Below are 24,190 nucleotides of genomic sequence, written 5' to 3'. Positions count from 1 at the left end.
GCCGTTGAGGCTTAATATCCTGCCGAGGTGTATATATATCACAGCTATTACGTTACGTATGCTTGTATATACAGCCTCCATGTCCACATGGAGGCTTTTTATATGAAATCGTCGTCACAGTCGTGATCACCTAGCGGTATAAGTGTTACACAAAATCTACAGGAGGTGTAACCATGAGCAGCGCAATTGATACAAAAAAAGTTGTTGTTGAAGAGATTGCTTCTAAACTGAAAGAAAGCAAATCAACGATCATCGTTGACTACCGCGGACTTAACGTTTCTGAAGTAACTGAACTCCGTAAACAGCTTCGCGAAGCTAACGTAGAGTTCAAAGTGTACAAAAACACAATGACTCGCCGTGCGGTTGAACAAGCTGAACTTGATGGTTTGAATGATGTCTTAACTGGACCGAATGCGATCGCATTCAGTACTGAAGATGTTGTCGCTCCGGCAAAAGTTCTTAACGAGTTCGCGAAAAATCACGAAGCTCTGGAAATCAAAGCGGGCGTTATCGAAGGAAAAGTATCTTCTGTTGAAGAAGTGAAAGCTCTTGCTGAACTTCCTTCACGCGATGGCTTACTTTCTATGTTGCTTAGCGTACTTCAAGCTCCAGTTCGCAACCTTGCACTTGCAGCTAAAGCAGTTGCAGACCAAAAGGAAGAACAAGGCGCTTAATCTGATTTTACCCTAAAATAAAACAAATGGAGGAATTTCAAATGGCTTTAAATATCGAAGAAATCATTGCTTCCGTTAAAGAAGCAACTGTACTTGAATTGAACGACCTAGTAAAAGCAATCGAAGAAGAATTTGGCGTAACTGCTGCTGCTCCTGTAGCTGTAGCTGGCGGAGCTGCTGCTGGCGGCGCTGCTGAAGAGCAAAGCGAATTCGACCTTATCCTTGCTGGTGCAGGTTCTCAGAAAATCAAAGTTATCAAAGTTGTTCGTGAAATCACTGGTCTTGGCTTGAAAGAAGCTAAAGAACTTGTTGACAACACTCCAAAACCACTTAAAGAAGGTATTGCGAAAGAAGAAGCTGAAGAGCTTAAAGCTAAACTTGAAGAAGTTGGCGCTTCTGTAGAAGTTAAGTAATCTTCACTTGCCTGTAGGGGAAGCTCGCTTTTATGAGGCGGGCTTTTTCTTTGCTTTTCTTTAAGTGCAATTAAAAAAGGAGGTTCTAATAATGAGTGAACACTATTATTCAGAAAAACCTTCAGTTAAAAGCGATAAACAGACATGGTCATTTACACTGCGGAACAGATCTTATACATTCACAAGTGACAGCGGCGTTTTCTCGAAAAAGGAAGTTGATTTCGGTTCGCGTGTCTTAATTGAAGCGTTTGAAGAGCCGGAGATCGATGGTGACTTCCTGGATGCAGGCTGCGGTTACGGCCCGATCGGTCTGTCGCTCGCCGGTGCATTTACAGACCGGACCGTGCACATGATTGACGTGAATGAAAGAGCCGTAGAGCTGTCAAATGAAAATGCAGAAAAAACGGAATAAAAACGTTCGGATTTATCAGAGTGATTTATTTTCAAATATTGATTCTGCTCAAACATTTGCTTCTATTATTACAAACCCCCCAATCCGCGCCGGAAAAAAAGTTGTCCATGCCATTTTTGAAAAAAGCGCTGAGCATTTAAGGGCTTCAGGTGAATTGTGGATCGTTATACAGAAAAAACAGGGCGGGCCTTCTGCCATTGAAAAACTGAAGGAGCTTTTTGACGAAGTTTCTGTGGTTCAAAAAAAGAAAGGCTATTATATCATAAAAGCAAAAAAAGTTTGACTTGAATTTTCAGCTATGTTAATATTGTAAAATGCCAATGTATATATTTTGCATGATATGCTCAAATAATCATAGTGCATGTATAAATTATACAAACATGGAAATGCTAATAAAATCGGTATTTGTTTTTGGATGTGGTTTTCTTAATTAGAAACCCTTTTTTCTTTTGTCTTGTAAAAGTATTTCTTTATCGTAAGAGATGCTTATTACACATATAATACGCATGATTTGAGGGGTGAATCAGTTGACAGGTCAACTAGTTCAGTATGGACGACACCGCCAGCGCAGAAGCTATGCTCGCATTAGCGAAGTGTTAGAATTACCAAATCTCATTGAAATTCAAACCTCTTCTTATCAGTGGTTTCTTGATGAGGGTCTTAGAGAGATGTTTCAAGACATATCACCAATTGAGGATTTCACTGGTAACCTCTCTCTAGAGTTCATTGACTACAGTTTAGGAGATCCTAAGTATCCCGTTGAAGAGTCAAAAGAACGTGATGTGACTTACTCAGCTCCGCTAAGAGTGAAGGTTCGTTTAATTAACAAAGAAACTGGAGAGGTAAAAGACCAGGATGTCTTCATGGGTGATTTCCCTATTATGACAGATACCGGTACTTTTATCATCAACGGTGCAGAACGTGTTATCGTATCTCAGCTTGTTCGGTCTCCAAGTGTATATTTCAGTGGTAAAGTAGACAAAAACGGTAAAAAGGTTTTACCGCGACTGTCATTCCAAACCGTGGCGCATGGTTAGAATACGAAACTGATGCGAAAGATGTTGTGTATGTCCGCATTGATCGCACACGTAAGTTGCCGGTTACGGTTCTTTTGCGTGCTCTCGGCTTCGGTTCCGACCAAGAGATTCTCGATCTCATTGGTGAGAACGAATATCTCCGCAATACACTGGATAAGGACAACACCGAAAACAGTGACAAAGCGCTTCTTGAAATCTATGAGCGCCTTCGTCCCGGAGAGCCGCCTACAGTAGAAAACGCAAAAAGCTTGCTGGATTCCCGTTTCTTCGATCCGAAGCGATACGACCTTGCGAATGTAGGACGCTATAAAATTAATAAAAAGCTTCATATCAAGAACCGCCTGTTTAACCAGCGCCTTGCAGAAACACTGGTGGATCCGGAAACCGGTGAAATTCTCGCTGAAAAAGGGCAGATTCTTGACAGAAGAACACTTGATAAAGTACTGCCATACTTAGAAAATGGAATCGGCTTCAGAAAGCTTTATCCTAACGGCGGCGTTGTCGAGGATGAAGTGATGCTTCAATCCATTAAAATCTATGCTCCTACTGATGCAGAAGGAGAGCAGACGATCAATGTGATCGGCAATGCTTACATCGAAGAGGCGATTAAAAACATTACGCCTGCTGATATTATTTCTTCTATCAGCTACTTCTTCAACCTCCTGCACGGAGTGGGCGACACTGATGATATCGACCATCTCGGAAACCGCCGTCTGCGTTCTGTAGGTGAGCTCCTGCAAAACCAATTCCGTATCGGTTTAAGCCGGATGGAACGTGTCGTACGTGAAAGAATGTCTATTCAAGACACGAATACAATTACGCCGCAGCAGCTGATTAACATCAGACCTGTTATTGCGTCTATTAAAGAGTTCTTCGGAAGCTCACAGCTTTCTCAATTCATGGATCAGACGAACCCGCTTGCTGAATTGACGCACAAACGCCGTCTGTCAGCTCTCGGACCGGGCGGTTTGACACGTGAGCGCGCAGGTATGGAAGTACGTGACGTTCACTACTCTCACTACGGCCGTATGTGTCCGATTGAAACGCCTGAGGGCCCTAACATCGGTTTGATCAACTCATTGTCATCATTTGCGAAAGTAAACCGCTTTGGTTTCATTGAGACGCCATACCGCCGCGTTGATCCTGAAACAGGAAAAGTAACGCCTAGAATCGACTACCTGACTGCTGATGAAGAGGATAACTATGTCGTAGCCCAAGCGAATGCTAAGCTGAGCGATGACGGTTCTTTCTTGGATGACAGCATCGTAGCGCGTTTCAGAGGGGAAAACACCGTTGTAGCCCGCAACCGCGTGGATTACATGGACGTATCTCCTAAACAGGTTGTATCTGCTGCGACAGCATGTATTCCGTTCTTGGAAAACGATGACTCGAACCGCGCCCTCATGGGAGCGAACATGCAGCGTCAGGCTGTGCCTTTGATGCAGCCGGAAGCTCCGATCGTCGGAACGGGTATGGAATACGTATCCGGTAAAGACTCCGGTGCAGCCGTTATTTGTAAACACCCTGGTATCGTAGAACGGGTGGAAGCGAAAAACGTATGGGTGCGCCGCTATGAAGAAATTGACGGCCAAAAAGTAAAAGGCAACCTGGATAAGTACAGCTTGCTGAAATTTGTCCGCTCCAACCAAGGTACGTGCTACAACCAGCGTCCGATCGTCAGTGTCGGCGATGAAGTAGTCAAAGGAGAAATCCTTGCTGACGGACCTTCAATGGAGCTTGGTGAACTTGCTCTCGGCCGCAACGTAATGGTCGGCTTCATGACATGGGACGGTTACAACTATGAGGATGCCATCATCATGAGTGAACGCCTTGTGAAAGATGATGTATACACATCTATTCACATTGAAGAATATGAATCAGAAGCACGTGATACAAAGCTTGGACCGGAAGAGATCACCCGCGATATTCCAAACGTAGGGGAAGACGCGCTTCGCAACCTTGATGACCGCGGAATTATCCGTATCGGCGCGGAAGTCAACGACGGAGACCTTCTCGTAGGTAAAGTAACGCCTAAAGGTGTAACTGAGCTTACGGCTGAAGAACGCCTTCTTCATGCGATCTTTGGAGAAAAAGCGCGTGAGGTCCGTGATACTTCTCTCCGTGTGCCTCACGGCGGCGGCGGAATTATCCACGACGTAAAAGTCTTCAACCGTGAAGACGGCGACGAACTTCCTCCGGGAGTGAACCAGCTTGTACGCGTATATATCGTTCAGAAACGTAAGATTTCTGAAGGTGATAAAATGGCCGGACGTCACGGAAACAAAGGGGTTATCTCGAAGATTCTTCCTGAAGAAGATATGCCTTACCTTCCTGACGGCACGCCGATCGATATCATGCTTAACCCGCTGGGTGTACCATCACGTATGAATATCGGTCAGGTATTAGAACTTCACATGGGTATGGCTGCCCGCTACCTCGGCATTCACATCGCGTCACCTGTATTTGACGGCGCGCGTGAAGAAGATGTGTGGGAAACACTTGAAGAAGCAGGCATGTCAAGAGACGCTAAAACAGTTCTTTATGACGGCCGTACGGGAGAACCGTTCGACAACCGTGTATCAGTCGGAATCATGTACATGATCAAACTGGCGCACATGGTTGATGATAAACTTCATGCCCGTTCTACAGGTCCTTACTCACTTGTTACGCAGCAGCCTCTCGGCGGTAAAGCCCAATTCGGCGGACAGCGTTTCGGTGAGATGGAGGTTTGGGCGCTTGAAGCTTACGGCGCAGCTTACACGCTTCAAGAAATCCTGACTGTGAAGTCCGATGACGTGGTCGGACGTGTGAAAACATATGAAGCCATCGTCAAAGGCGACAATGTTCCAGAGCCTGGTGTTCCGGAATCATTCAAAGTATTGATCAAAGAGCTTCAAAGCTTAGGTATGGACGTAAAAATCCTCTCAGGCGATGAAGAAGAAATAGAAATGAGAGATCTAGAAGACGAGGAAGATGCGAAACAGGCTGACGGCCTTGCATTATCAGGTGATGAAGCGCCGGAAGAAACAGCATCTCCAGACGTTGAACGTGACGCAGTAACGAAAGAATAGTCTCTGATTGATAAAGGCAAGTGACATCGGTTAATCCGAAGATAAAAAGGGAGGTAGGCCCCTTGCTAGATGTGAACAATTTTGAGTATATGAACATCGGTCTTGCTTCACCGGATAAAATCCGTTCATGGTCTTTTGGTGAAGTGAAAAAGCCTGAAACGATAAACTATCGTACGTTGAAACCTGAAAAGGACGGCCTGTTCTGCGAACGCATTTTCGGACCGACTAAGGACTGGGAATGTCATTGCGGCAAGTACAAGCGGGTTCGTTATAAAGGCGTAGTTTGTGACCGTTGCGGAGTTGAAGTAACGCGGGCTAAAGTCCGTCGTGAGAGAATGGGGCATATTGAACTGGCTGCCCCGGTTTCTCACATTTGGTATTTCAAAGGTATTCCGAGCCGTATGGGTCTTGTATTGGATATGTCACCGCGTGCGCTGGAAGAAGTTATTTACTTTGCTTCTTACGTCGTAACTGACCCGGCCAATACACCGCTCGAAAAGAAACAGCTTTTATCTGAAAAGGAATACCGTGCGTATCTGGATAAGTACGGAAACAAATTCCAAGCCTCTATGGGTGCGGAAGCCATTAATAAACTTCTGCAGGACATCGACCTTGTCAAAGAAGTTGATATGTTAAAAGAAGAGCTGAAGACTTCTCAAGGACAGCGCCGTACACGTGCGATCAAACGCCTTGAAGTGCTTGAAGCCTTCCGTAATTCAGGAAACAAGCCGTCTTGGATGATCCTCGACGTGCTTCCGGTTATTCCGCCTGAATTAAGACCGATGGTTCAGCTTGACGGCGGACGTTTCGCAACGTCTGACCTGAACGACCTTTACCGTCGTGTCATCAACCGTAATAACCGTTTAAAACGTCTGTTAGACCTCGGCGCGCCAAGCATCATCGTTCAGAACGAAAAACGTATGCTTCAGGAAGCAGTCGACGCTCTGATTGACAACGGACGCCGCGGCCGTCCGGTTACCGGACCGGGTAACCGTCCGCTTAAATCTCTTTCTCATATGCTGAAAGGGAAACAAGGGCGTTTCCGTCAGAACCTTCTCGGTAAACGTGTAGACTACTCAGGCCGTTCCGTTATCGTCGTAGGCCCGCATCTGAAAATGTATCAGTGCGGTTTGCCGAAGGAAATGGCGCTTGAGCTCTTCAAGCCTTTCGTCATGAAAGAGCTTGTTGAAAAAGGCCTTGCTCACAATATCAAGAGCGCAAAACGCAAAATCGAACGCGTGCAGCCTGAAGTATGGGATGTACTTGAATCTGTCATTAAGGAGCATCCGGTCTTACTGAACCGTGCCCCTACTCTTCACAGATTAGGTATCCAGGCTTTCGAACCGACGCTTGTTGAAGGACGCGCCATCCGTCTTCACCCGTTAGTATGTACAGCTTATAACGCTGACTTTGACGGTGACCAAATGGCGGTTCACGTACCTTTATCAGCTGAGGCTCAAGCTGAGGCGCGCATTCTGATGCTTGCAGCCCAAAACATCTTGAACCCTAAAGATGGTAAACCGGTTGTTACGCCGTCTCAGGATATGGTATTAGGAAACTACTACCTGACGCTTGAGCGCGCCGGAGCAGTCGGCGAGGGTATGGTTTTCAAAAATACGGACGAAGCGCTTCTTGCTTATCAAAACGGTTATGTTCACCTTCATACGAGAGTAGCTGTTGCAGCGAACTCCCTTAAGAATGTGACATTTACTGAAGAACAGCGTTCAAAATTATTAATTACAACTGTCGGTAAGCTCGTCTTCAATGAAATTCTTCCGGAATCATTCCCTTACATGAATGAACCAACGAAGAGCAACATTGAAGAGAAGACACCTGACCGTTTCTTCTTAGATAAAGGTGCTGACGTAAAAGCTGTGATTGCTGAGCAGCCGATCAACGCACCGTTTAAAAAAGGCATTTTGGGTAAAATCATCGCGGAAATCTTTAAACGATTCCATATCACGGAAACGTCTAAAATGCTTGACCGCATGAAAAACCTTGGTTTCAGATATTCAACGAAAGCCGGCATCACAGTAGGGGTTTCTGATATCGTCGTTCTCGATGATAAACAGGAAATCCTTGAAGAAGCACAAAGCAAAGTGGATAATGTTCTGAAACAGTTCAGACGCGGTTTAATCACCGAAGAAGAACGTTATGAAAGAGTCATTTCAATTTGGAGTTCAGCGAAAGATGTTATCCAAGGCAAACTGATGAAATCATTAGACGAAGTCAACCCGATCTACATGATGAGTGACTCAGGAGCCCGTGGTAACGCATCTAACTTTACACAGCTTGCGGGTATGCGCGGTCTGATGGCCAACCCGGCTGGACGAATCATTGAATTGCCGATTAAATCAAGTTTCCGTGAAGGTCTGACAGTATTGGAGTACTTTATCTCCACTCACGGTGCGCGTAAAGGTCTTGCCGATACCGCCCTTAAAACTGCTGACTCAGGTTACCTTACACGCCGTCTTGTTGATGTTGCGCAGGATGTTATCATTCGTGAAACAGATTGCGGAACAGACCGCGGTATTCTTGCAAAACCGCTCAAAGAAGGCACGGAAATCATCGAGCGTCTGGAAGAGCGTCTGATCGGACGTTTCGCCAGAAAACAGATCAAACATCCTGAAACGGGTGCTGTGCTCATTAACGAAAATGAATTGATCGATGAAGATAAAGCGCTGGAAATCGTTGAAGCCGGAATCGAAGAAGTGTGGATCCGTTCCGCGTTCACATGTAACACTCCTCATGGTGTATGTAAACGATGCTACGGACGAAACCTTGCAACCGGAACTGATGTTGAAGTCGGCGAAGCAGTAGGTATTATCGCCGCTCAATCTATCGGTGAGCCTGGAACACAGTTAACGATGCGTACGTTCCACACAGGCGGGGTTGCCGGAGACGATATTACACAAGGTCTTCCGCGTATCCAAGAGCTTTTCGAAGCGCGTAATCCTAAAGGTCAAGCGACGATTTCTGAGATTGACGGTACAATTGCCGAAATCAATGAAGTCCGCGACAAACAGCAGGAGATTGTTGTTCAGGGCGCTGTTGAGACACGTTCATACACGGCACCTTACAACTCACGCCTGAAAGTGGCTGAGGGTGATCAGATTACCCGCGGTCAAGTGCTGACAGAAGGTTCTATCGATCCGAAAGAACTTCTTAAAGTCACTGACCTGACAACGGTTCAAGAATATCTTCTGCACGAGGTTCAGAAGGTTTACCGTATGCAGGGGGTTGAAATCGGCGATAAACACGTAGAAGTAATGGTTCGCCAGATGCTTCGCAAAGTCCGTGTGATCGATGCCGGAGATACTGATGTTCTTCCTGGCACATTGCTTGATATTCACCAATTCACAGAAGCGAACAAAAAAGTGCTGCTTGAAGGCAACCGGCCTGCTACAGGGCGTCCTGTCCTTCTCGGTATCACAAAAGCTTCACTCGAGACGGATTCATTCTTGTCTGCCGCATCATTCCAAGAAACAACACGCGTTCTTACGGATGCAGCGATTAAAGGCAAGCGCGATGAGCTTCTCGGCCTGAAAGAGAATGTTATCATCGGTAAACTGGTTCCGGCCGGTACCGGTATGATGAATTACAGAAAAGTAAAACCTGTTTCAAACGTTCAGCCTTCGGAAGATATGGTTCCGGCTGAATAACAGAAACTGCTGCAGGAAAGGCTGTTTCGACAGCTTTTCCTCAGTATTACAATTATTCTGACGGGGGACTGCACTAAAAAATGTCATACGTTGTTGACATCCGTCCCGCAGAGTGATAATATAACCAAGGTGCTCGAAATAAAACCTGTTACTTTGGAGGATATGTTTATGTCTTATGATAAAGTATCACAGGCCAAATCAATTATTATTGGTACGAAGCAAACAGTGAAAGCTCTAAAACGAGGTTCAGTGAAGGAAGTCGTCGTGGCAAAAGACGCGGATTCAGTTCTTACGGCTGGCGTTATCCAGCTTGCAAAGAACCAAAATACCGCTGTCTGTATGGTGGATTCCATGAAAAAGCTCGGCAAAGCCTGCGGAATTGAAGTGGGAGCAGCAGCTGTTGCCATTATGTTATAGCGTACTTTTTGTTTTTATATAAGATATCAATCTTGTGTAAAGACATTGTTTTTTGCCTAATGATGAACCACCTGGGTATGTGGGTTATAAAACGTAATGAAGGGAGGAACACAACATGCCTACAATTAATCAGCTAATTCGCAAGGGACGCGTGAGCAAAGTTGAAAACTCTAAGTCACCTGCACTAAACAAAGGATACAACAGCTTTAAAAAAGAGCACACTAACGTATCTTCTCCACAAAAACGCGGGGTATGTACTCGTGTGGGTACAATGACACCGAAAAAACCGAACTCAGCACTTCGTAAATATGCTCGTGTTCGTTTGACTAACGGAATCGAGGTTACTGCCTACATTCCTGGTATCGGTCACAACCTGCAAGAGCACAGCGTTGTACTGATCCGCGGCGGACGTGTAAAAGACTTACCGGGGGTACGCTACCACATCGTTCGTGGCGCGCTTGATACTGCCGGAGTTGAAAACCGTGCGCAAGGCCGTTCTAAATACGGTACGAAACGTCCTAAAGCAAAGTAATAATAATAAATCATTAAAACTATGAAGGGAGGATATTCAGATGCCACGTAAAGGTCCTGTAGCAAAAAGAGATGTTTTACCTGATCCGCTTTACAACTCTAAGCTGGTATCCCGCCTGATCAACAAAATGATGATCGACGGTAAAAAAGGTAAATCTCAAACAATCCTATACAAGTCATTCGATATCATTAAAGAACGCACTGGCAATGATGCAATGGAGGTTTTCGAACAAGCATTGAAAAACATCATGCCTGTACTTGAAGTAAAAGCACGCCGTGTAGGTGGAGCTAACTACCAAGTGCCTGTAGAAGTTCGTCCTGAACGCCGTACAACTCTTGGTCTTCGCTGGTTGGTTAACTATGCGCGTCTTCGCGGAGAAAAAACAATGGAAGAGCGCCTGGCTAACGAAATTCTTGATGCAGCTAACAACACTGGTGCTGCCGTTAAGAAACGTGAAGACACTCACAAGATGGCAGAAGCGAACAAAGCATTTGCTCACTACCGCTGGTAGGATTCATATAATCAAAATAATAATTCCCTAATAAGGAAGGAGAAATTACCCAATGGCAAGAGAGTTCTCCTTAGAAAAAACTCGTAATATCGGGATCATGGCTCACATTGATGCCGGTAAAACGACTACTACAGAACGGATCTTGTTCTACACAGGCCGTATCCATAAAATTGGCGAAACTCACGAAGGTGCTTCGCAAATGGACTGGATGGAGCAGGAACAAGAACGCGGCATCACAATCACTTCTGCAGCAACGACTGCACAGTGGAAAGGTTACCGTGTAAACATCATCGATACACCGGGACACGTAGACTTCACAGTTGAAGTTGAACGTTCACTCCGTGTACTTGATGGTGCGGTTGCCGTACTTGATGCTCAATCAGGTGTTGAGCCTCAGACAGAAACAGTATGGCGCCAAGCAACAACTTACGGAGTACCGCGCGTTGTATTTGTCAACAAAATGGACAAAATCGGCGCAGACTTCCTTTACTCTGTAGGCACTTTAAGAGACCGTCTTCAAGCTAACGCTCACGCAATTCAATTGCCGATCGGCGCTGAAGACAACTTCGAAGGCATCATCGACTTAGTAGAAAACGTTGCGTATTTCTACGAAGATGACCTTGGAACTCGTTCAGATGCGAAAGAAATCCCTGAAGAGTACAAAGAGCAAGCTGAAGAGCTTCGCAGCAGCCTGATTGAAGCTGTAGCTGAGCTTGATGAAGAGCTTATGGAAAAGTACCTTGAAGGTGAAGAAATCACTATCCCTGAACTGAAAGCTGCTATCCGTAAAGGTACACTGAATGTTGAATTCTACCCTGTACTTGTTGGTTCTGCTTTCAAAAACAAAGGTGTTCAGCTTGTACTTGATGCTGTTCTTGACTACCTTCCTGCGCCAACTGATGTTGCTGCAATCAAAGGTGTACGTCCTGACACAGATGAAGAGATCGTTCGTCATTCTTCTGATGAAGAGCCGTTCTCTGCACTTGCATTTAAAGTTATGACTGACCCTTATGTCGGTAAGCTGACATTCTTCCGCGTATATTCCGGTACACTTGATTCCGGTTCATATGTAAAGAACTCTACAAAAGGCAAGCGTGAGCGCGTAGGACGTATCCTTCAAATGCACGCTAACAGCCGTGAAGAGATCTCTACTGTTTACGCTGGAGACATCGCAGCTGCTGTAGGTCTAAAAGATACTTCTACTGGAGATACTCTATGTGATGAAAAGGATCTTGTAATCCTTGAATCAATGGAATTCCCAGAGCCTGTTATCGACGTAGCGATTGAGCCTAAATCAAAAGCTGACCAAGATAAAATGGGTATCGCTTTAGCGAAACTTGCTGAAGAAGATCCTACATTCCGTACACAAACAAACCCTGAAACGGGTCAAACAATCATCTCTGGTATGGGTGAGCTTCACCTTGATATCATTGTTGATCGTATGAAGCGTGAGTTCAAAGTTGAAGCTAACGTTGGTGCTCCTCAAGTTGCGTACCGTGAGACATTCCGTACCGGTGCAAAAGTTGAAGGTAAATTCGTACGTCAATCAGGCGGACGCGGTCAGTTCGGTCACGTTTGGATCGAATTTGAACCGAACGAAGAAGGCGCTGGCTTTGAATTCGAAAACGCAATCGTCGGTGGTGTTGTTCCTCGTGAATACATCCCAGCCGTACAAGCAGGTCTTGAAGACTCTCTTGAAAATGGTGTCCTAGCCGGATTCCCGCTAATCGACATCAAGGCGAAACTTTTTGATGGATCTTACCATGATGTTGACTCAAACGAAATGGCGTTTAAAGTCGCTGCTTCTATGGCATTGAAAAATGCAGTCAGCAAATGTAACCCAGTTCTTCTTGAACCAATCATGAAAGTTGAAGTTGTTATTCCTGAAGAATACATGGGAGACATCATGGGTGATGTTACTTCTCGTCGCGGACGCGTAGAAGGTATGGAAGCTCGCGGTAACGCTCAAGTTGTGCGTGCGATGGTACCTCTTGCTGAAATGTTCGGTTACGCTACTGCCCTTCGTTCTAACACGCAAGGACGCGGTACGTTCACAATGTTCATGGATCACTACGAAGAAGTGCCGAAGAGCATCGCTGAAGAAATTATCAAAAAAATAAAGGCGAATAATTGATTTTGCCACTTAACTCAAGTATAACTACTATTGTAAGATGAGGAAGTGAGAGCTTGCTTTCACTTTCTATCACTCTATACATTACTAATTAAAAGCTCTTAAGGAGGATTTTAGAATGGCTAAAGAAAAATTCGACCGTTCCAAATCACATGCCAATATCGGTACAATTGGACACGTTGACCATGGTAAAACAACATTAACTGCTGCTATCTCAACAGTACTTCATAAGAAATCTGGTAAAGGTACAGCTATGGCGTACGATCAAATTGATGGTGCTCCAGAAGAACGTGAGCGCGGTATCACAATCTCTACTGCACACGTTGAGTACGAAACTGACACTCGTCACTATGCACACGTTGACTGCCCAGGACACGCTGACTATGTTAAAAACATGATCACTGGTGCTGCGCAAATGGACGGAGCTATCCTTGTAGTATCTGCTGCTGATGGCCCAATGCCGCAAACTCGTGAGCACATCCTTCTTTCTAAAAACGTTGGTGTACCATACATCGTAGTATTCCTTAACAAATGCGACATGGTAGACGACGAAGAGCTTCTTGAGCTTGTTGAAATGGAAGTTCGCGATCTTCTTAGCGAATACGACTTCCCTGGTGATGATGTACCAGTTGTTAAAGGTTCTGCTCTTAAAGCTCTTGAAGGCGATGCTGAGTACGAAGAAAAATTCTTGAACTTATGGCTGCAGTTGATGAGTACATCCCAACTCCAGAACGCGACACTGAAAAACCATTCATGATGCCAGTTGAGGACGTATTCTCAATCACTGGTCGTGGTACAGTTGCTACTGGCCGTGTAGAACGCGGACAAGTTAAAGTCGGTGACGAAGTTGAAATCATCGGTCTTCAAGAAGAAAACAGCAAAACAACTGTTACAGGTGTTGAAATGTTCCGTAAGCTTCTTGACTACGCTGAAGCTGGAGACAACATCGGTGCACTTCTTCGCGGTGTAGCTCGTGAAGACATCCAACGTGGACAAGTACTTGCTAAACCAGGTACAATCACTCCACACAGCAAATTCAAAGCTGAAGTTTACGTTCTTTCTAAAGAAGAGGGTGGACGTCATACTCCATTCTTCTCTAACTACCGTCCTCAGTTCTACTTCCGTACAACTGACGTAACTGGTATCATCAATCTTCCAGAAGGCGTAGAAATGGTTATGCCTGGAGATAACACTGAAATGATCGTTGAACTTATCTCTACAATCGCTATCGAAGAAGGAACTCGTTTCTCTATTCGTGAAGGCGGACGTACAGTTGGTTCAGGCGTTGTTTCTACAATCACTGAGTAATCGACTCGTTCATTAATGCGGGGTCCCTTATGGGGCCTCGTTTTTTTGTTTCCCCGCTGATTCCATGTATAATAGAACGTATACAAATTTTAGGAGAAGACCGATGGACGATAACTTCAAGAAAACCAATCGTATTTCAATGCTTCAGCAATTGCTGATTAATGGCAGTGAACAAACCATTATGATTAATGGTGATGACAGGAGTAATCCGCTGCTTTTGTTTTTGCACGGCGGTCCCGGCACGCCTCAAATCGGCTATGCGAGAAAATACCAGAATAAGCTGGAAAAGCATTTCACCGTTGTGAACTGGGATCAGAGAGGGGCGGGTCTCTCTTATTCAAAGGAAATTCCGGGTTCATCTATGACTTTGGATCAGCTGACAGCTGACACCATTCAGCTGACCGAACGCTTATGCAAGCAATTCAGCAGGCAAAAAATATATATCGCCGGCTATTCGTGGGGCTCAGTTCTGGCGCTTCATGTTCTTCAAGAAAAACCTGATTTGTATTATGCGTATATCGGAATCAGTCAGGTGGTTAATATTCAAAAGGAAGAAACGGAAGCTTACCGGCTGATGATGGAATGGAGCAGGCAACACAAACATTTCCTGCTGGAAAAGACGCTGAGCTTTATCGGAGCACCTCCATGGGAGAAACAGCTGCAGCGAACGTTGTTTCTGCTTTGTATCGAGATGAGGGGAGGGGGCTTTACCCATCATCCGATCGGCGCTCTTAAAGCAGGGGGGCGAATGCTGTTTGGTGAACCGTACGGTGTGAGAGGGAGCTTCTTAGCCGCGCGGGGACAAATGTTCAGCCTGAAATACCTGTGGGAGGATCTCATTGCCTTTGATGCCGGGGAATCAGTTTCTTCTATTGTAATACCGTGCTGTTTTATGTCAGGGAGATATGATTTGACGGTTCCGGGGACGACGTCTTATGAATATTATCAGAAGGTTGATACGCCGTATAAAGAATGGCATTGGTTTGAGAACTCAGCCCATTCGCCTCACTTGGAGGAACCGGATCGCTTTGCCGAAGTTGTCAGCCGGTTCGCATCGTTCCATCTCTGAAAGAAAACAGTCATATCCTTGATTAATCATGGTATCACCTGTATAATAATCAAAGTGTGAAAACCACAAGGTTCTTTAAATAAACCTTGCAACATGCGTCTATTTTCTGTATAATAGTGTATGTTGGTCTTTGACTGCGATGAAGTGAGAGGTTGCTGACACACCCGGCCGCTTTGCCATGGCAAGGTGATCAGGTTTTTCTCACGGAGAACTGTCTAACGTGATGTAGGCGAAAAGGAGGGAAAATAATGGCAAAACAAAAAATTCGTATTCGTTTAAAAGCATATGATCATAGAATCCTTGATCAATCTGCAGAGAAGATTGTTGAAACGGCAAAACGTTCTGGTGCCAGCGTATCTGGTCCGATTCCGTTGCCAACTGAAAAATCAGTTTACACAATCCTTCGTGCGGTGCACAAATACAAAGATTCTCGTGAGCAATTTGAAATGCGTACACATAAACGTTTAATCGACATTGTGAACCCAACACCACAAACTGTTGATGCTCTCATGCGATTAGACTTACCATCTGGTGTCGATATCGAAATCAAACTTTAATTCTAAAATATAGAATGATCTTAATAGGAGGTGTGACGAATGACCAAAGGAATCTTAGGAAGAAAAATTGGTATGACGCAAGTATTCGCAGAGAACGGTGATCTTATCCCGGTAACTGTTATTGAAGCAGCTCCAAACGTTGTTCTTCAAAAGAAAACAGCTGAAAATGATGGCTATGAAGCGATCCAGCTTGGTTTTGACGATAAGCGCGAAAAGCTTTCAAACAAACCGGAAAAAGGACACGTTGCAAAAGCGGAAACTGCTCCTAAGCGCTTCGTTAAAGAATTACGCGGCGTGGATATGGATGCGTATGAAATTGGTCAGGAAGTCAAGGTTGAAATTTTCTCTGCAGGAGAAATCGTAGATGTAACAGGAGTATCTAAAGGTAAAGGTTTCCAAGGTGCAATCAAGCGCCACGGACAATCTCGCGGACCTATGTCTCACGGTTCACGCTACCACCGTCGTCCTGGTTCAATGGGACCTGTAGATCCTAACCGTGTATTCAAAGGTAAACTATTACCTGGACGCATGGGCGGAGATCAAATCACTGTCCAAAACCTTGAAGTCGTAAAAGTAGATGCTGAGCGCAATCTTCTTTTGATTAAAGGTAACGTACCTGGTGCGAGAAAAGCTTTAATCACTGTTAAAAGTGCTGTTAAATCTAAATAAGTCTCTTAGGAAAGGAGGAAATTGATCATGCCAAAAGTAGCATTATACAACCAAAACGGTTCTACTGCTGGTGATATCGAATTAAACGCTTCTGTATTTGGAATTGAGCCAAATGAGAGCGTAGTATTCGACGCTATTCTTATGCAAAGAGCTTCCTTACGTCAAGGATCTCACAAAGTAAAAAATCGTTCTGAAGTACGCGGCGGAGGTCGCAAACCATGGCGTCAAAAAGGTACAGGTCGTGCCCGTCAAGGTTCAATCCGTTCACCGCAATGGCGCGGAGGTGGTGTCGTATTCGGCCCAACACCACGCAGCTATTCTTACAAATTACCTAAAAAAGTTCGCCGCTTGGCAATCAAATCAGTATTGTCTTCTAAAGTGAACGACAACAACATTATTGTTCTTGAAGATCTTACTCTTGATACGGTTAAAACAAAAGAAATGGCAGCTGTCCTTAAAGGATTATCTGTTGAGAAAAAAGCTTTAATCGTAACTGCGGATGCAAACGAAGCAGTATCTCTTTCTGCACGCAACATCCCTGGAGTTACAGTTGTTCAAGCTAACGGAATCAACGTGTTAGACGTTGTCAACCACGAGAAGCTTCTGATTACAAAAGCTGCGGTTGAAAAAGTAGAGGAGGTGCTTGCATAATGAAAGATCCTCGTGATGTTCTTAAGCGCCCCGTCATTACTGAACGTTCTGCTGATTTAATGACTGAAAAAAAATATACTTTTGAAGTTGATGTAAGAGCTAATAAAACAGAAGTGAAAGATGCAGTTGAAAGTATCTTTGGAGTGAAAGTTGACAAAGTCAACATCATGAACTACAAAGGGAAATCAAAACGTGTCGGCCGCTACACTGGTATGACTAGCCGTCGCAGAAAAGCGATCGTAAAACTTACTGCAGACAGCAAAGAAATCGAAATTTTTGAAGCTTAATTATCTGTAAAAAGAAGGAGGGAAATTCAAAATGGCGATTAAAAAGTATAAACCGACCTCTAACGGACGTCGTGGCATGACAACTTCAGATTTTGCTGAAATCACGACTGACCAGCCGGAAAAATCCTTGCTTGCGCCCCTTCACAAAAAAGGCGGACGTAACAACCAAGGTAAATTGACTGTACGTCACCAAGGTGGCGGACACAAACGCCAATACCGTGTTATCGACTTCAAACGCGATAAAGATGGTATACCTGGACGCGTTGCTACAGTTGAGTACGATCCAAACCGTTCAGCTAACATTGCACTAATCAACTATGTAGACGGAGAAAAACGTTACATTCTTGCACCAAAAGGAATTCAAGTAGGTACTGAAATCATGTCCGGCCCTGAAGCTGACATCAAAGTAGGTAACGCACTTCCGCTTATCAACATTCCTGTTGGTACAGTTGTGCATAACATTGAATTAAAACCTGGTAAAGGCGGACAGCTTGTACGTTCAGCTGGTACATCTGCTCAGGTTCTTGGTAAAGAAGGCAAATACGTTCTTGTACGTCTTAACTCTGGTGAAGTTCGCATGATCCTTTCTGCTTGCCGCGCTTCTATCGGTCAAGTAGGTAACGAGCAGCACGAACTTATCAACGTTGGTAAAGCAGGACGCTCTCGCTGGAAAGGCATCCGCCCTACAGTCCGCGGTTCTGTAATGAACCCTAACGATCACCCGCACGGTGGTGGTGAAGGTCGCGCGCCAATCGGACGTAAATCACCAATGTCTCCTTGGGGCAAACCGACTCTTGGATTCAAGACACGTAAGAAAAAGAACAAATCTGATAAATTTATCGTACGTCGTCGTAAAAATAAATAACGGGGTTGTCTACGGTTCATTTCGGACCGTAGTGCAATCACGAAGGGAGGTTCCAAAATGGCTCGCAGCTTGAAAAAAGGACCATTTGTCGATGGACACTTGATGACAAAAATCGAGAAATTAAATGAAACGGACAAGAAACAAGTTGTAAAAACTTGGTCTCGCCGTTCAACTATTTTCCCACAATTTATCGGTCACACTATCGCAGTATATGACGGACGTAAACACGTGCCTGTATTCATTTCTGAAGACATGGTAGGCCACAAGTTGGGCGAATTCGCACCGACTCGTACTTACAAAGGCCACGCCAGTGACGATAAAAAAACAAGACGCTAAGAGAGGAGGCTTTTAAATGCAAGCTAAAGCTGTTGCAAGAACAGTCCGTATTGCTCCTCGTAAAGCACGTCTAGTAATGGACCTGATTCGAGGTAAGCAAGTAGGCGAAGCAGTATCTATCTTGAACCTAACTCCGAGAGCTGCTTCTCCGATCATCGAAAAAGTTTTAAAATCTGCTATCGCAAATGCTGAGCACAACTACGAGATGGACGCTAACAATCTGGTTATTTCTCAGGCATTTGTTGACGAAGGCCCAACGTTAAAAAGATTCCGCCCGCGTGCTATGGGACGTGCGAGCCAAATCAACAAACGTACGAGCCACATTACAATCGTTGTATCAGAAAAGAAGGAGGGATAAGTAGTGGGTCAAAAGGTAAATCCAGTCGGTCTTCGTATCGGAGTCATTCGTGATTGGGAATCTAAGTGGTACGCTGGTAAAGATTACGCTGACTTCCTGCACGAAGATTTAAAAATTCGTGAATTCATTAGCAAACGCCTTTCTGACGCTTCTGTTTCTAAAGTAGAAATCGAGCGTGCAGCAAACCGCGTTAACATTACGATCCACACTGCTAAGCCTGGTATGGTAATCGGTAAAGGCGGATCTGAAGTTGAAGCACTTCGTAAAGCCCTTAACAGCCTTACTGGCAAGCGTGTACACATTAACATTCTTGAAATCAAAAGAGCAGATCTTGATGCTCAGCTTGTAGCTGACAACATCGCTCGTCAACTAGAAAACCGTATTTCTTTCCGCCGTGCGCAGAAACAACAAATCCAACGCACTATGCGTGCTGGAGCACAAGGTGTGAAAACAATGGTTTCCGGCCGTCTTGGCGGAGCTGATATCGCTCGTTCTGAATACTACAGTGAAGGAACTGTTCCATTGCACACTTTACGTGCTGACATCGACTATGCAACATCTGAAGCTGACACAACTTACGGTAAGCTTGGTGTAAAAGTCTGGATCTATCGTGGAGAGGTTCTTCCTACTAAGAAGAAAACTGAGGAAGGAGGAAAATAATATGTTATTACCAAAACGCGTTAAATATCGCAGAGAGCATCGCGGAAAAATGCGCGGTCGCGCTAAAGGCGGTACTGAAGTACATTTTGGTGAGTATGGTATCCAGGCTCTTGAAGCTTCTTGGATTACGAACCGCCAAATCGAAGCTGCACGTATTGCGATGACTCGTTACATGAAACGTGGCGGTAAAGTTTGGATTAAAATTTTCCCTTCAAAACCTTACACTGCTAAACCGCTTGAGGTACGGATGGGTTCCGGTAAAGGGGCTCCTGAAGGCTGGGTAGCTGTTGTAAAACCGGGCAAAGTTTTATTTGAAATTTCTGGTGTGTCTGAAGAGGTAGCTCGTGAAGCTCTTCGTCTTGCATCTCACAAATTGCCAATTAAAACGAAGTTCGTAAAACGTGAAGAAATTGGTGGTGAATCAAATGAAAGCTAATGAAATTCGTGACCTTACCACTGCTGAAATTGAACAAAAAGTAAAGTCTCTTAAAGAAGAACTTTTCAATCTTCGCTTTCAATTAGCGACAGGACAACTTGAAAATACTGCTCGCATTCGTGAAGTGCGCAAAGCTATCGCGCGCATGAAAACTGTGATTCGTGAAAGAGAAATTGCTGCCAACAAATAATCACTGAGGGGAGGTCGTGAGCATGAGCGAACGTAACCAACGCAAAGTTTACCAAGGCCGTGTTGTTTCTGACAAAATGGATAAAACCATCACTGTTGTTGTTGAAACATACAAAAAGGATCCTATTTACGGTAAACGCGTAAAATACTCAAAGAAATTCAAAGCACATGATGAAAATAACCAAGCTAAAATCGGAGACATCGTAAAGATCATGGAAACTCGTCCATTATCTGCAACTAAGCGTTTTCGTCTAGTAGAAGTTGTCGAAGAAGCTGTTATTATCTAATAAAGTTCGGAATTCTTTTTCCGAAGGGAGGTAACAAATAATGATTCAACAAGAGACTCGTTTAAAAGTTGCTGACAACTCCGGTGCGCGTGAGGTACTTACTATTAAAGTTCTTGGCGGTTCTGGACGTAAAACGGCTAACATTGGTGATGTAATTGTTTGCACGGTTAAACAAGCAACACCAGGAGGCGTTGTCAAAAAAAGGTGAAGTCGTAAGAGCTGTTATCGTTCGCACAAAAAGCGGAGCACGCAGAACTGACGGATCATACATCAGCTTCGATGAGAATGCATGTGTTATCATCCGTGACGACAAGAGCCCGCGTGGAACTCGTATCTTCGGACCGGTTGCCCGTGAATTACGTGAAAACAACTTCATGAAAATTGTTTCTCTGGCTCCAGAAGTTATCTAATGAAATAAATGCCTTACTCAAGGAGGTGCGATCAGGATGCATGTGAAAAAAGGCGATAAAGTAATGGTTATCTCTGGTAAAGATAAAGGCAAACAAGGTACGATCCTTGCTGCTTTCCCTAAAAAGGACCGCGTTCTAGTTGAGGGCGTAAACATGGTGAAGAAGCACTCTAAACCAACTCAAGCAAACCCTCAAGGCGGTATTTCTAATCAAGAGGCGCCAATTCATGTATCAAACGTTATGCCGCTCGATCCTAAAACAGGTGAAGTGACTCGCGTAGGATACAAAGTGGAAGATGGCAAAAAAGTTCGTGTTGCAAAAAAATCTGGGCAAGTCTTAGATAAATAGTATTTAAAGGAAGGGAGGTCTATCTCATGAACCGCCTTAAAGAAAAGTACAATAAAGAAATTTCACCTGCTTTAATGACGAAGTTCAACTACGACTCTGTTATGCAGGTGCCAAAAATCGAAAAAATCGTAATCAACATGGGTGTCGGTGATGCTGTTCAAAACGCAAAAGCAATCGACAGTGCTGTTGAAGAATTAACGTTTATCGCAGGTCAAAAACCTGTCGTTACTCGTGCGAAGAAATCAATTGCTGGATTCCGTCTTCGTGAGGGAATGCCTATCGGTGCGAAAGTAACTCTTCGCGGAGAGCGCATGTATGATTTCCTTGATAAACTTATTTCTGTATCTTTACCGCGTGTACGTGACTTCCGCGGGATTTCTAAGAAATCTTTCGACGGTCGCGGAAACTACACTCTTGGTATCAAAGAACAGTTAATCTTCCCTGAAATTGACTACGATAAAGTAACAAAGGTTCGCGGAATGGACATCGTTATCGTAACGACTGCTAACTCTGACGAAGAGGCTCGTGAGCTATTAACTCAAGTAGGTATGCCGTTCCAGAAATAATCAATGAAAGGGAGGCGAAATCGTGGCTAAAAAGTCAATGATTGCGAAACAACAACGTACACCAAAGTTTAAAGTGCAAGAGTACACTCGCTGTGAACGCTGCGGACGTCCGCACTCAGTCATTCGTAAATTTAAACTTTGCCGTATTTGTTTCCGTGAGCTTGCATATAAAGGACAAATTCCTGGCGTGAAAAAAGCCAGCTGGTAATCCCCAAGAATGGGAAGGAGGTAATTATATAATGGTTATGACAGATCCAATTGCAGATATGCTGACTCGTATTCGCAATGCAAACATGGTACGTCATGAGAAGCTTGAAATTCCTGCTTCTAAATTGAAAAGAGAAATTGCTGACATTTTAAAGCGTGAAGGTTTCATTCGTGACGTTGAGTTCGTAGAAGACAGCAAACAAGGTATCATCCGCGTTTTCTTGAAATACGGACAAAACAACGAGCGCGTTATCACTGGTCTTAAAAGAATCAGCAAACCAGGTTTGCGTGTATACGCTAAATCAAATGAAGTACCTCGCGTACTTAACGGTCTTGGAATCGCGATTATTTCTACATCACAAGGTGTTTTAACGGACAAAGAAGCCCGTGCAAAACAAGCTGGTGGAGAAGTACTAGCATACGTTTGGTAAGAAGTTTAACAAGAATGGAGGTGTTTTAGTATGTCTCGTGTAGGTAAAAAACTGCTTGAGATCCCTTCTGGAGTTACAGTAACGCTGAACGAAGGCAACACTGTAGCTGTAAAAGGACCAAAAGGAGAATTAACTCGTACTTTCCATCCTGATATGGAAATCAAAATTGAGGACAACGTGCTTACAGTTACTCGTCCTTCTGATCACAAAGAGCACCGTGCGCTGCATGGTACGACTCGCAGTCTGCTTGGAAACTTGGTTGAAGGCGTATCTAAAGGATTTGAAAGAGGTTTGGAATTAGTCGGTGTCGGTTATCGTGCGGCTAAATCCGGAAACAAACTTGTTTTAAACGTTGGATACTCTCACCCTGTTGAGATCGTTCCTGAAGAGGGCATCGAAATCGAAGTTCCTTCTCAAACTAAAGTAGTTGTAAAAGGTACAGACAAAGAGCGTGTAGGAGCTATCGCTGCTAACATCCGCGCTGTACGTTCTCCAGAGCCTTACAAAGGTAAAGGAATCCGCTACGAAGGTGAAGTTGTTCGCCGTAAAGAAGGTAAATCTGCTAAGTAAGACCGCTTAAAGTGAAGAAAGGAGTGACCTAAGGATGATTACGAAAACTAGCAAAAATGCTGCTCGTCAAAAAAGACATGCCCGTGTTCGTGCTAAACTTTCAGGCACAGCTGAAAGACCTCGTCTGAATGTGTTCCGTTCAAACAAACACATTTATGCTCAAATCATCGATGATGTAAATGGTGTTACACTTGCTAGTGCCTCTACTCTCGATAAAGATTTGAACGTGGAAAGCACTGGTGACAGCGCTGCTGCTGCTAAAGTCGGTGAACTCGTTGCGAAACGCGCTTCTGAGAAAGGTGTTTCTGACGTAGTATTTGACCGCGGCGGATACTTATACCATGGACGTGTAAAAGCTCTGGCCGATGCAGCTCGTGAAGCCGGACTGAAATTTTAATAAAAAAAGGAGGGACACATGATTATGCGTCGTATTGACCCAAGCAAATTAGAGTTAGAAGAACGCTTAGTTACGGTTAACCGCGTAGCGAAAGTTGTTAAAGGTGGTCGTCGTTTCCGTTTCGCAGCTCTAGTCGTTGTCGGTGACAAAAACGGTCACGTAGGTTTCGGTACTGGTAAAGCACAAGAAGTACCTGAAGCAATCCGCAAAGCTGTTGAAGATGCGAAAAAGAATTTGATTGAAGTACCAATGGTTGGAACTACGATTCCACACGAAATCATCGGACGTTTCGGTGCAGGCAATATCTTGTTGAAACCTGCTTCTGAAGGTACTGGAGTTATCGCTGGAGGCCCTGTACGTGCGGTACTTGAGCTTGCTGGCGTTGCTGATATCCTTTCTAAGTCTTTAGGTTCTAACACACCGATCAACATGATCCGTGCAACACTTCAAGGTTTAAGTGAGCTTAAACGTGCCGAAGACGTTGCGAAGCTTCGTGGAAAATCTGTAGAAGAACTGTTAGGATAAGGAGGGAACATTAATGGCTAAATTAGAAATTACCCTCAAACGCAGTGTAATCGGTCGCCCGGAAGATCAGCGCGTTACTGTAAGAACACTTGGTTTAAAGAAAACAAACCAAACTGTCGTTCATGAAGATAACGCTGCGATCCGCGGTATGATTAATAAAGTTTCTCATCTAGTTTCTGTTAAAGAACAATAAAAATAAATTAT

Annotated in this window: 27 protein-coding genes, 4 pseudogenes and 1 other annotated feature (1 of these 32 cut by a window edge); all 31 genes and pseudogenes read left to right on the top strand. The window is 44.4% G+C overall.

The annotated features are described in order from the left end of the window. Window positions 1–110, top strand: a sequence feature (ribosomal protein L10 leader region) (it extends 33 nt beyond the left edge of the window). 63 nt (window positions 111–173) lie between these two features. The 31 genes and pseudogenes from rplJ to rpmD all read left to right on the top strand — a co-directional run bounded on the left by rplJ (window position 174) and on the right by rpmD (window position 24,179). Further along, window positions 174–674, top strand: coding sequence for a 50S ribosomal protein L10 (rplJ, locus tag D368_RS15775; protein ID WP_003156433.1), 501 nt, complete (start codon window positions 174–176; stop codon window positions 672–674). A 41-nt stretch (window positions 675–715) separates the two neighbouring features. Beyond that, window positions 716–1,087 (top strand): 50S ribosomal protein L7/L12, encoded by a 372-nt coding sequence (gene rplL / locus D368_RS15770; RefSeq protein ID WP_003156436.1) that lies wholly within the window; start codon window positions 716–718, stop codon window positions 1,085–1,087. Window positions 1,088–1,178: 91 nt separating this feature from the next. Further along, window positions 1,179–1,782, top strand: a pseudogene (locus D368_RS15765) (class I SAM-dependent methyltransferase). A 244-nt stretch (window positions 1,783–2,026) separates the two neighbouring features. Further along, a pseudogene (gene rpoB, locus D368_RS15760) lies at window positions 2,027–5,607 on the top strand (DNA-directed RNA polymerase subunit beta). 62 nt (window positions 5,608–5,669) lie between these two features. After that, window positions 5,670–9,269, top strand: a complete 3,600-nt coding sequence (gene rpoC / locus D368_RS15755; protein ID WP_007410398.1) for a DNA-directed RNA polymerase subunit beta' — start codon at window positions 5,670–5,672, stop codon at window positions 9,267–9,269. A gap of 168 nt (window positions 9,270–9,437) precedes the next feature. Beyond that, window positions 9,438–9,686: a 50S ribosomal protein L7ae-like protein gene (locus D368_RS15750; RefSeq protein WP_003156443.1), complete on the top strand. Its 249-nt coding sequence runs from the start codon at window positions 9,438–9,440 to the stop codon at window positions 9,684–9,686. A 115-nt stretch (window positions 9,687–9,801) separates the two neighbouring features. After that, window positions 9,802–10,218, top strand: a complete 417-nt coding sequence (gene rpsL, locus D368_RS15745; RefSeq protein WP_003156445.1) for a 30S ribosomal protein S12 — start codon at window positions 9,802–9,804, stop codon at window positions 10,216–10,218. 40 nt (window positions 10,219–10,258) lie between these two features. After that, complete coding sequence (rpsG, locus tag D368_RS15740; RefSeq protein WP_003156447.1) at window positions 10,259–10,729, top strand: 30S ribosomal protein S7; 471 nt, start codon at window positions 10,259–10,261, stop codon at window positions 10,727–10,729. 52 nt (window positions 10,730–10,781) lie between these two features. After that, on the top strand, window positions 10,782–12,863 hold the full coding sequence (gene fusA / locus D368_RS15735; protein WP_099566357.1) for an elongation factor G: 2,082 nt from the start codon (window positions 10,782–10,784) through the stop codon (window positions 12,861–12,863). Between the two features lie 115 nt (window positions 12,864–12,978). Then, a pseudogene (gene tuf / locus D368_RS15730) lies at window positions 12,979–14,168 on the top strand (elongation factor Tu). 103 nt (window positions 14,169–14,271) lie between these two features. Then, window positions 14,272–15,237 carry an alpha/beta fold hydrolase gene (locus tag D368_RS15725; RefSeq protein ID WP_101562634.1) on the top strand — a complete coding sequence of 322 codons (966 nt, stop codon included), beginning with the start codon at window positions 14,272–14,274 and terminating at the stop codon, window positions 15,235–15,237. 248 nt (window positions 15,238–15,485) lie between these two features. Continuing rightward, the gene (gene rpsJ, locus D368_RS15720; protein ID WP_003156464.1) at window positions 15,486–15,794 is read left to right on the top strand and encodes a 30S ribosomal protein S10; all 309 of its coding nucleotides are present in this window, start codon (window positions 15,486–15,488) and stop codon (window positions 15,792–15,794) included. 39 nt (window positions 15,795–15,833) lie between these two features. Further along, complete coding sequence (gene rplC / locus D368_RS15715; protein WP_003156465.1) at window positions 15,834–16,463, top strand: 50S ribosomal protein L3; 630 nt, start codon at window positions 15,834–15,836, stop codon at window positions 16,461–16,463. Between the two features lie 27 nt (window positions 16,464–16,490). Then, entirely contained in the window at window positions 16,491–17,114 is a 624-nt protein-coding gene (rplD, locus tag D368_RS15710; protein WP_003156466.1) for a 50S ribosomal protein L4, read from the top strand. Further along, window positions 17,114–17,401, top strand: coding sequence for a 50S ribosomal protein L23 (rplW, locus tag D368_RS15705; protein WP_003156467.1), 288 nt, complete (start codon window positions 17,114–17,116; stop codon window positions 17,399–17,401). Before rplD ends, rplW begins: the two co-directional genes overlap by 1 nt. Before the next feature lie 31 nt (window positions 17,402–17,432). Continuing rightward, complete coding sequence (rplB, locus tag D368_RS15700; RefSeq protein ID WP_003156470.1) at window positions 17,433–18,266, top strand: 50S ribosomal protein L2; 834 nt, start codon at window positions 17,433–17,435, stop codon at window positions 18,264–18,266. Between the two features lie 57 nt (window positions 18,267–18,323). After that, window positions 18,324–18,602 carry a 30S ribosomal protein S19 gene (gene rpsS / locus D368_RS15695; RefSeq protein WP_003156472.1) on the top strand — a complete coding sequence of 93 codons (279 nt, stop codon included), beginning with the start codon at window positions 18,324–18,326 and terminating at the stop codon, window positions 18,600–18,602. A gap of 16 nt (window positions 18,603–18,618) precedes the next feature. Beyond that, complete coding sequence (gene rplV / locus D368_RS15690) at window positions 18,619–18,960, top strand: 50S ribosomal protein L22 (RefSeq protein ID WP_003156475.1); 342 nt, start codon at window positions 18,619–18,621, stop codon at window positions 18,958–18,960. 3 nt (window positions 18,961–18,963) lie between these two features. Next, entirely contained in the window at window positions 18,964–19,620 is a 657-nt protein-coding gene (gene rpsC / locus D368_RS15685; RefSeq protein ID WP_003156476.1) for a 30S ribosomal protein S3, read from the top strand. A gap of 1 nt (window position 19,621) precedes the next feature. Next, window positions 19,622–20,056: a 50S ribosomal protein L16 gene (rplP, locus tag D368_RS15680; RefSeq protein ID WP_003156478.1), complete on the top strand. Its 435-nt coding sequence runs from the start codon at window positions 19,622–19,624 to the stop codon at window positions 20,054–20,056. Further along, window positions 20,046–20,246: a 50S ribosomal protein L29 gene (gene rpmC / locus D368_RS15675; RefSeq protein WP_003156482.1), complete on the top strand. Its 201-nt coding sequence runs from the start codon at window positions 20,046–20,048 to the stop codon at window positions 20,244–20,246. Before rplP ends, rpmC begins: the two co-directional genes overlap by 11 nt. 22 nt (window positions 20,247–20,268) lie before the next feature. Then, complete coding sequence (gene rpsQ, locus D368_RS15670; RefSeq protein ID WP_003156484.1) at window positions 20,269–20,532, top strand: 30S ribosomal protein S17; 264 nt, start codon at window positions 20,269–20,271, stop codon at window positions 20,530–20,532. Between the two features lie 40 nt (window positions 20,533–20,572). After that, window positions 20,573–20,942: pseudogene (rplN, locus tag D368_RS15665) on the top strand (50S ribosomal protein L14). A gap of 36 nt (window positions 20,943–20,978) precedes the next feature. Beyond that, entirely contained in the window at window positions 20,979–21,290 is a 312-nt protein-coding gene (gene rplX / locus D368_RS15660; RefSeq protein ID WP_003156486.1) for a 50S ribosomal protein L24, read from the top strand. Window positions 21,291–21,316: 26 nt separating this feature from the next. Beyond that, window positions 21,317–21,856, top strand: coding sequence for a 50S ribosomal protein L5 (gene rplE / locus D368_RS15655; RefSeq protein ID WP_003156487.1), 540 nt, complete (start codon window positions 21,317–21,319; stop codon window positions 21,854–21,856). Window positions 21,857–21,878: 22 nt separating this feature from the next. Next, window positions 21,879–22,064, top strand: a complete 186-nt coding sequence (gene rpsN, locus D368_RS15650; protein WP_003156488.1) for a 30S ribosomal protein S14 — start codon at window positions 21,879–21,881, stop codon at window positions 22,062–22,064. A 31-nt stretch (window positions 22,065–22,095) separates the two neighbouring features. Next, window positions 22,096–22,494 (top strand): 30S ribosomal protein S8, encoded by a 399-nt coding sequence (gene rpsH, locus D368_RS15645; protein WP_003156489.1) that lies wholly within the window; start codon window positions 22,096–22,098, stop codon window positions 22,492–22,494. A gap of 30 nt (window positions 22,495–22,524) precedes the next feature. Beyond that, complete coding sequence (gene rplF, locus D368_RS15640; protein WP_128574969.1) at window positions 22,525–23,064, top strand: 50S ribosomal protein L6; 540 nt, start codon at window positions 22,525–22,527, stop codon at window positions 23,062–23,064. Window positions 23,065–23,098: 34 nt separating this feature from the next. Continuing rightward, window positions 23,099–23,461: a 50S ribosomal protein L18 gene (gene rplR / locus D368_RS15635; protein ID WP_003156492.1), complete on the top strand. Its 363-nt coding sequence runs from the start codon at window positions 23,099–23,101 to the stop codon at window positions 23,459–23,461. Window positions 23,462–23,485: 24 nt separating this feature from the next. Beyond that, on the top strand, window positions 23,486–23,986 hold the full coding sequence (rpsE, locus tag D368_RS15630; protein WP_003328273.1) for a 30S ribosomal protein S5: 501 nt from the start codon (window positions 23,486–23,488) through the stop codon (window positions 23,984–23,986). A gap of 13 nt (window positions 23,987–23,999) precedes the next feature. Continuing rightward, on the top strand, window positions 24,000–24,179 hold the full coding sequence (gene rpmD, locus D368_RS15625; protein WP_003156497.1) for a 50S ribosomal protein L30: 180 nt from the start codon (window positions 24,000–24,002) through the stop codon (window positions 24,177–24,179). The last annotated feature ends 11 nt before the right edge of the window (window positions 24,180–24,190 follow it).

The organism is Paenibacillus lentimorbus NRRL B-30488 (assembly GCF_000411595.1).
Classification (GTDB): domain Bacteria; phylum Bacillota; class Bacilli; order Bacillales; family Bacillaceae; genus Bacillus; species Bacillus velezensis.
Note: the sequence above shows the minus strand (reverse complement) of the source record. Positions and strands in the feature narration are given on the sequence as shown.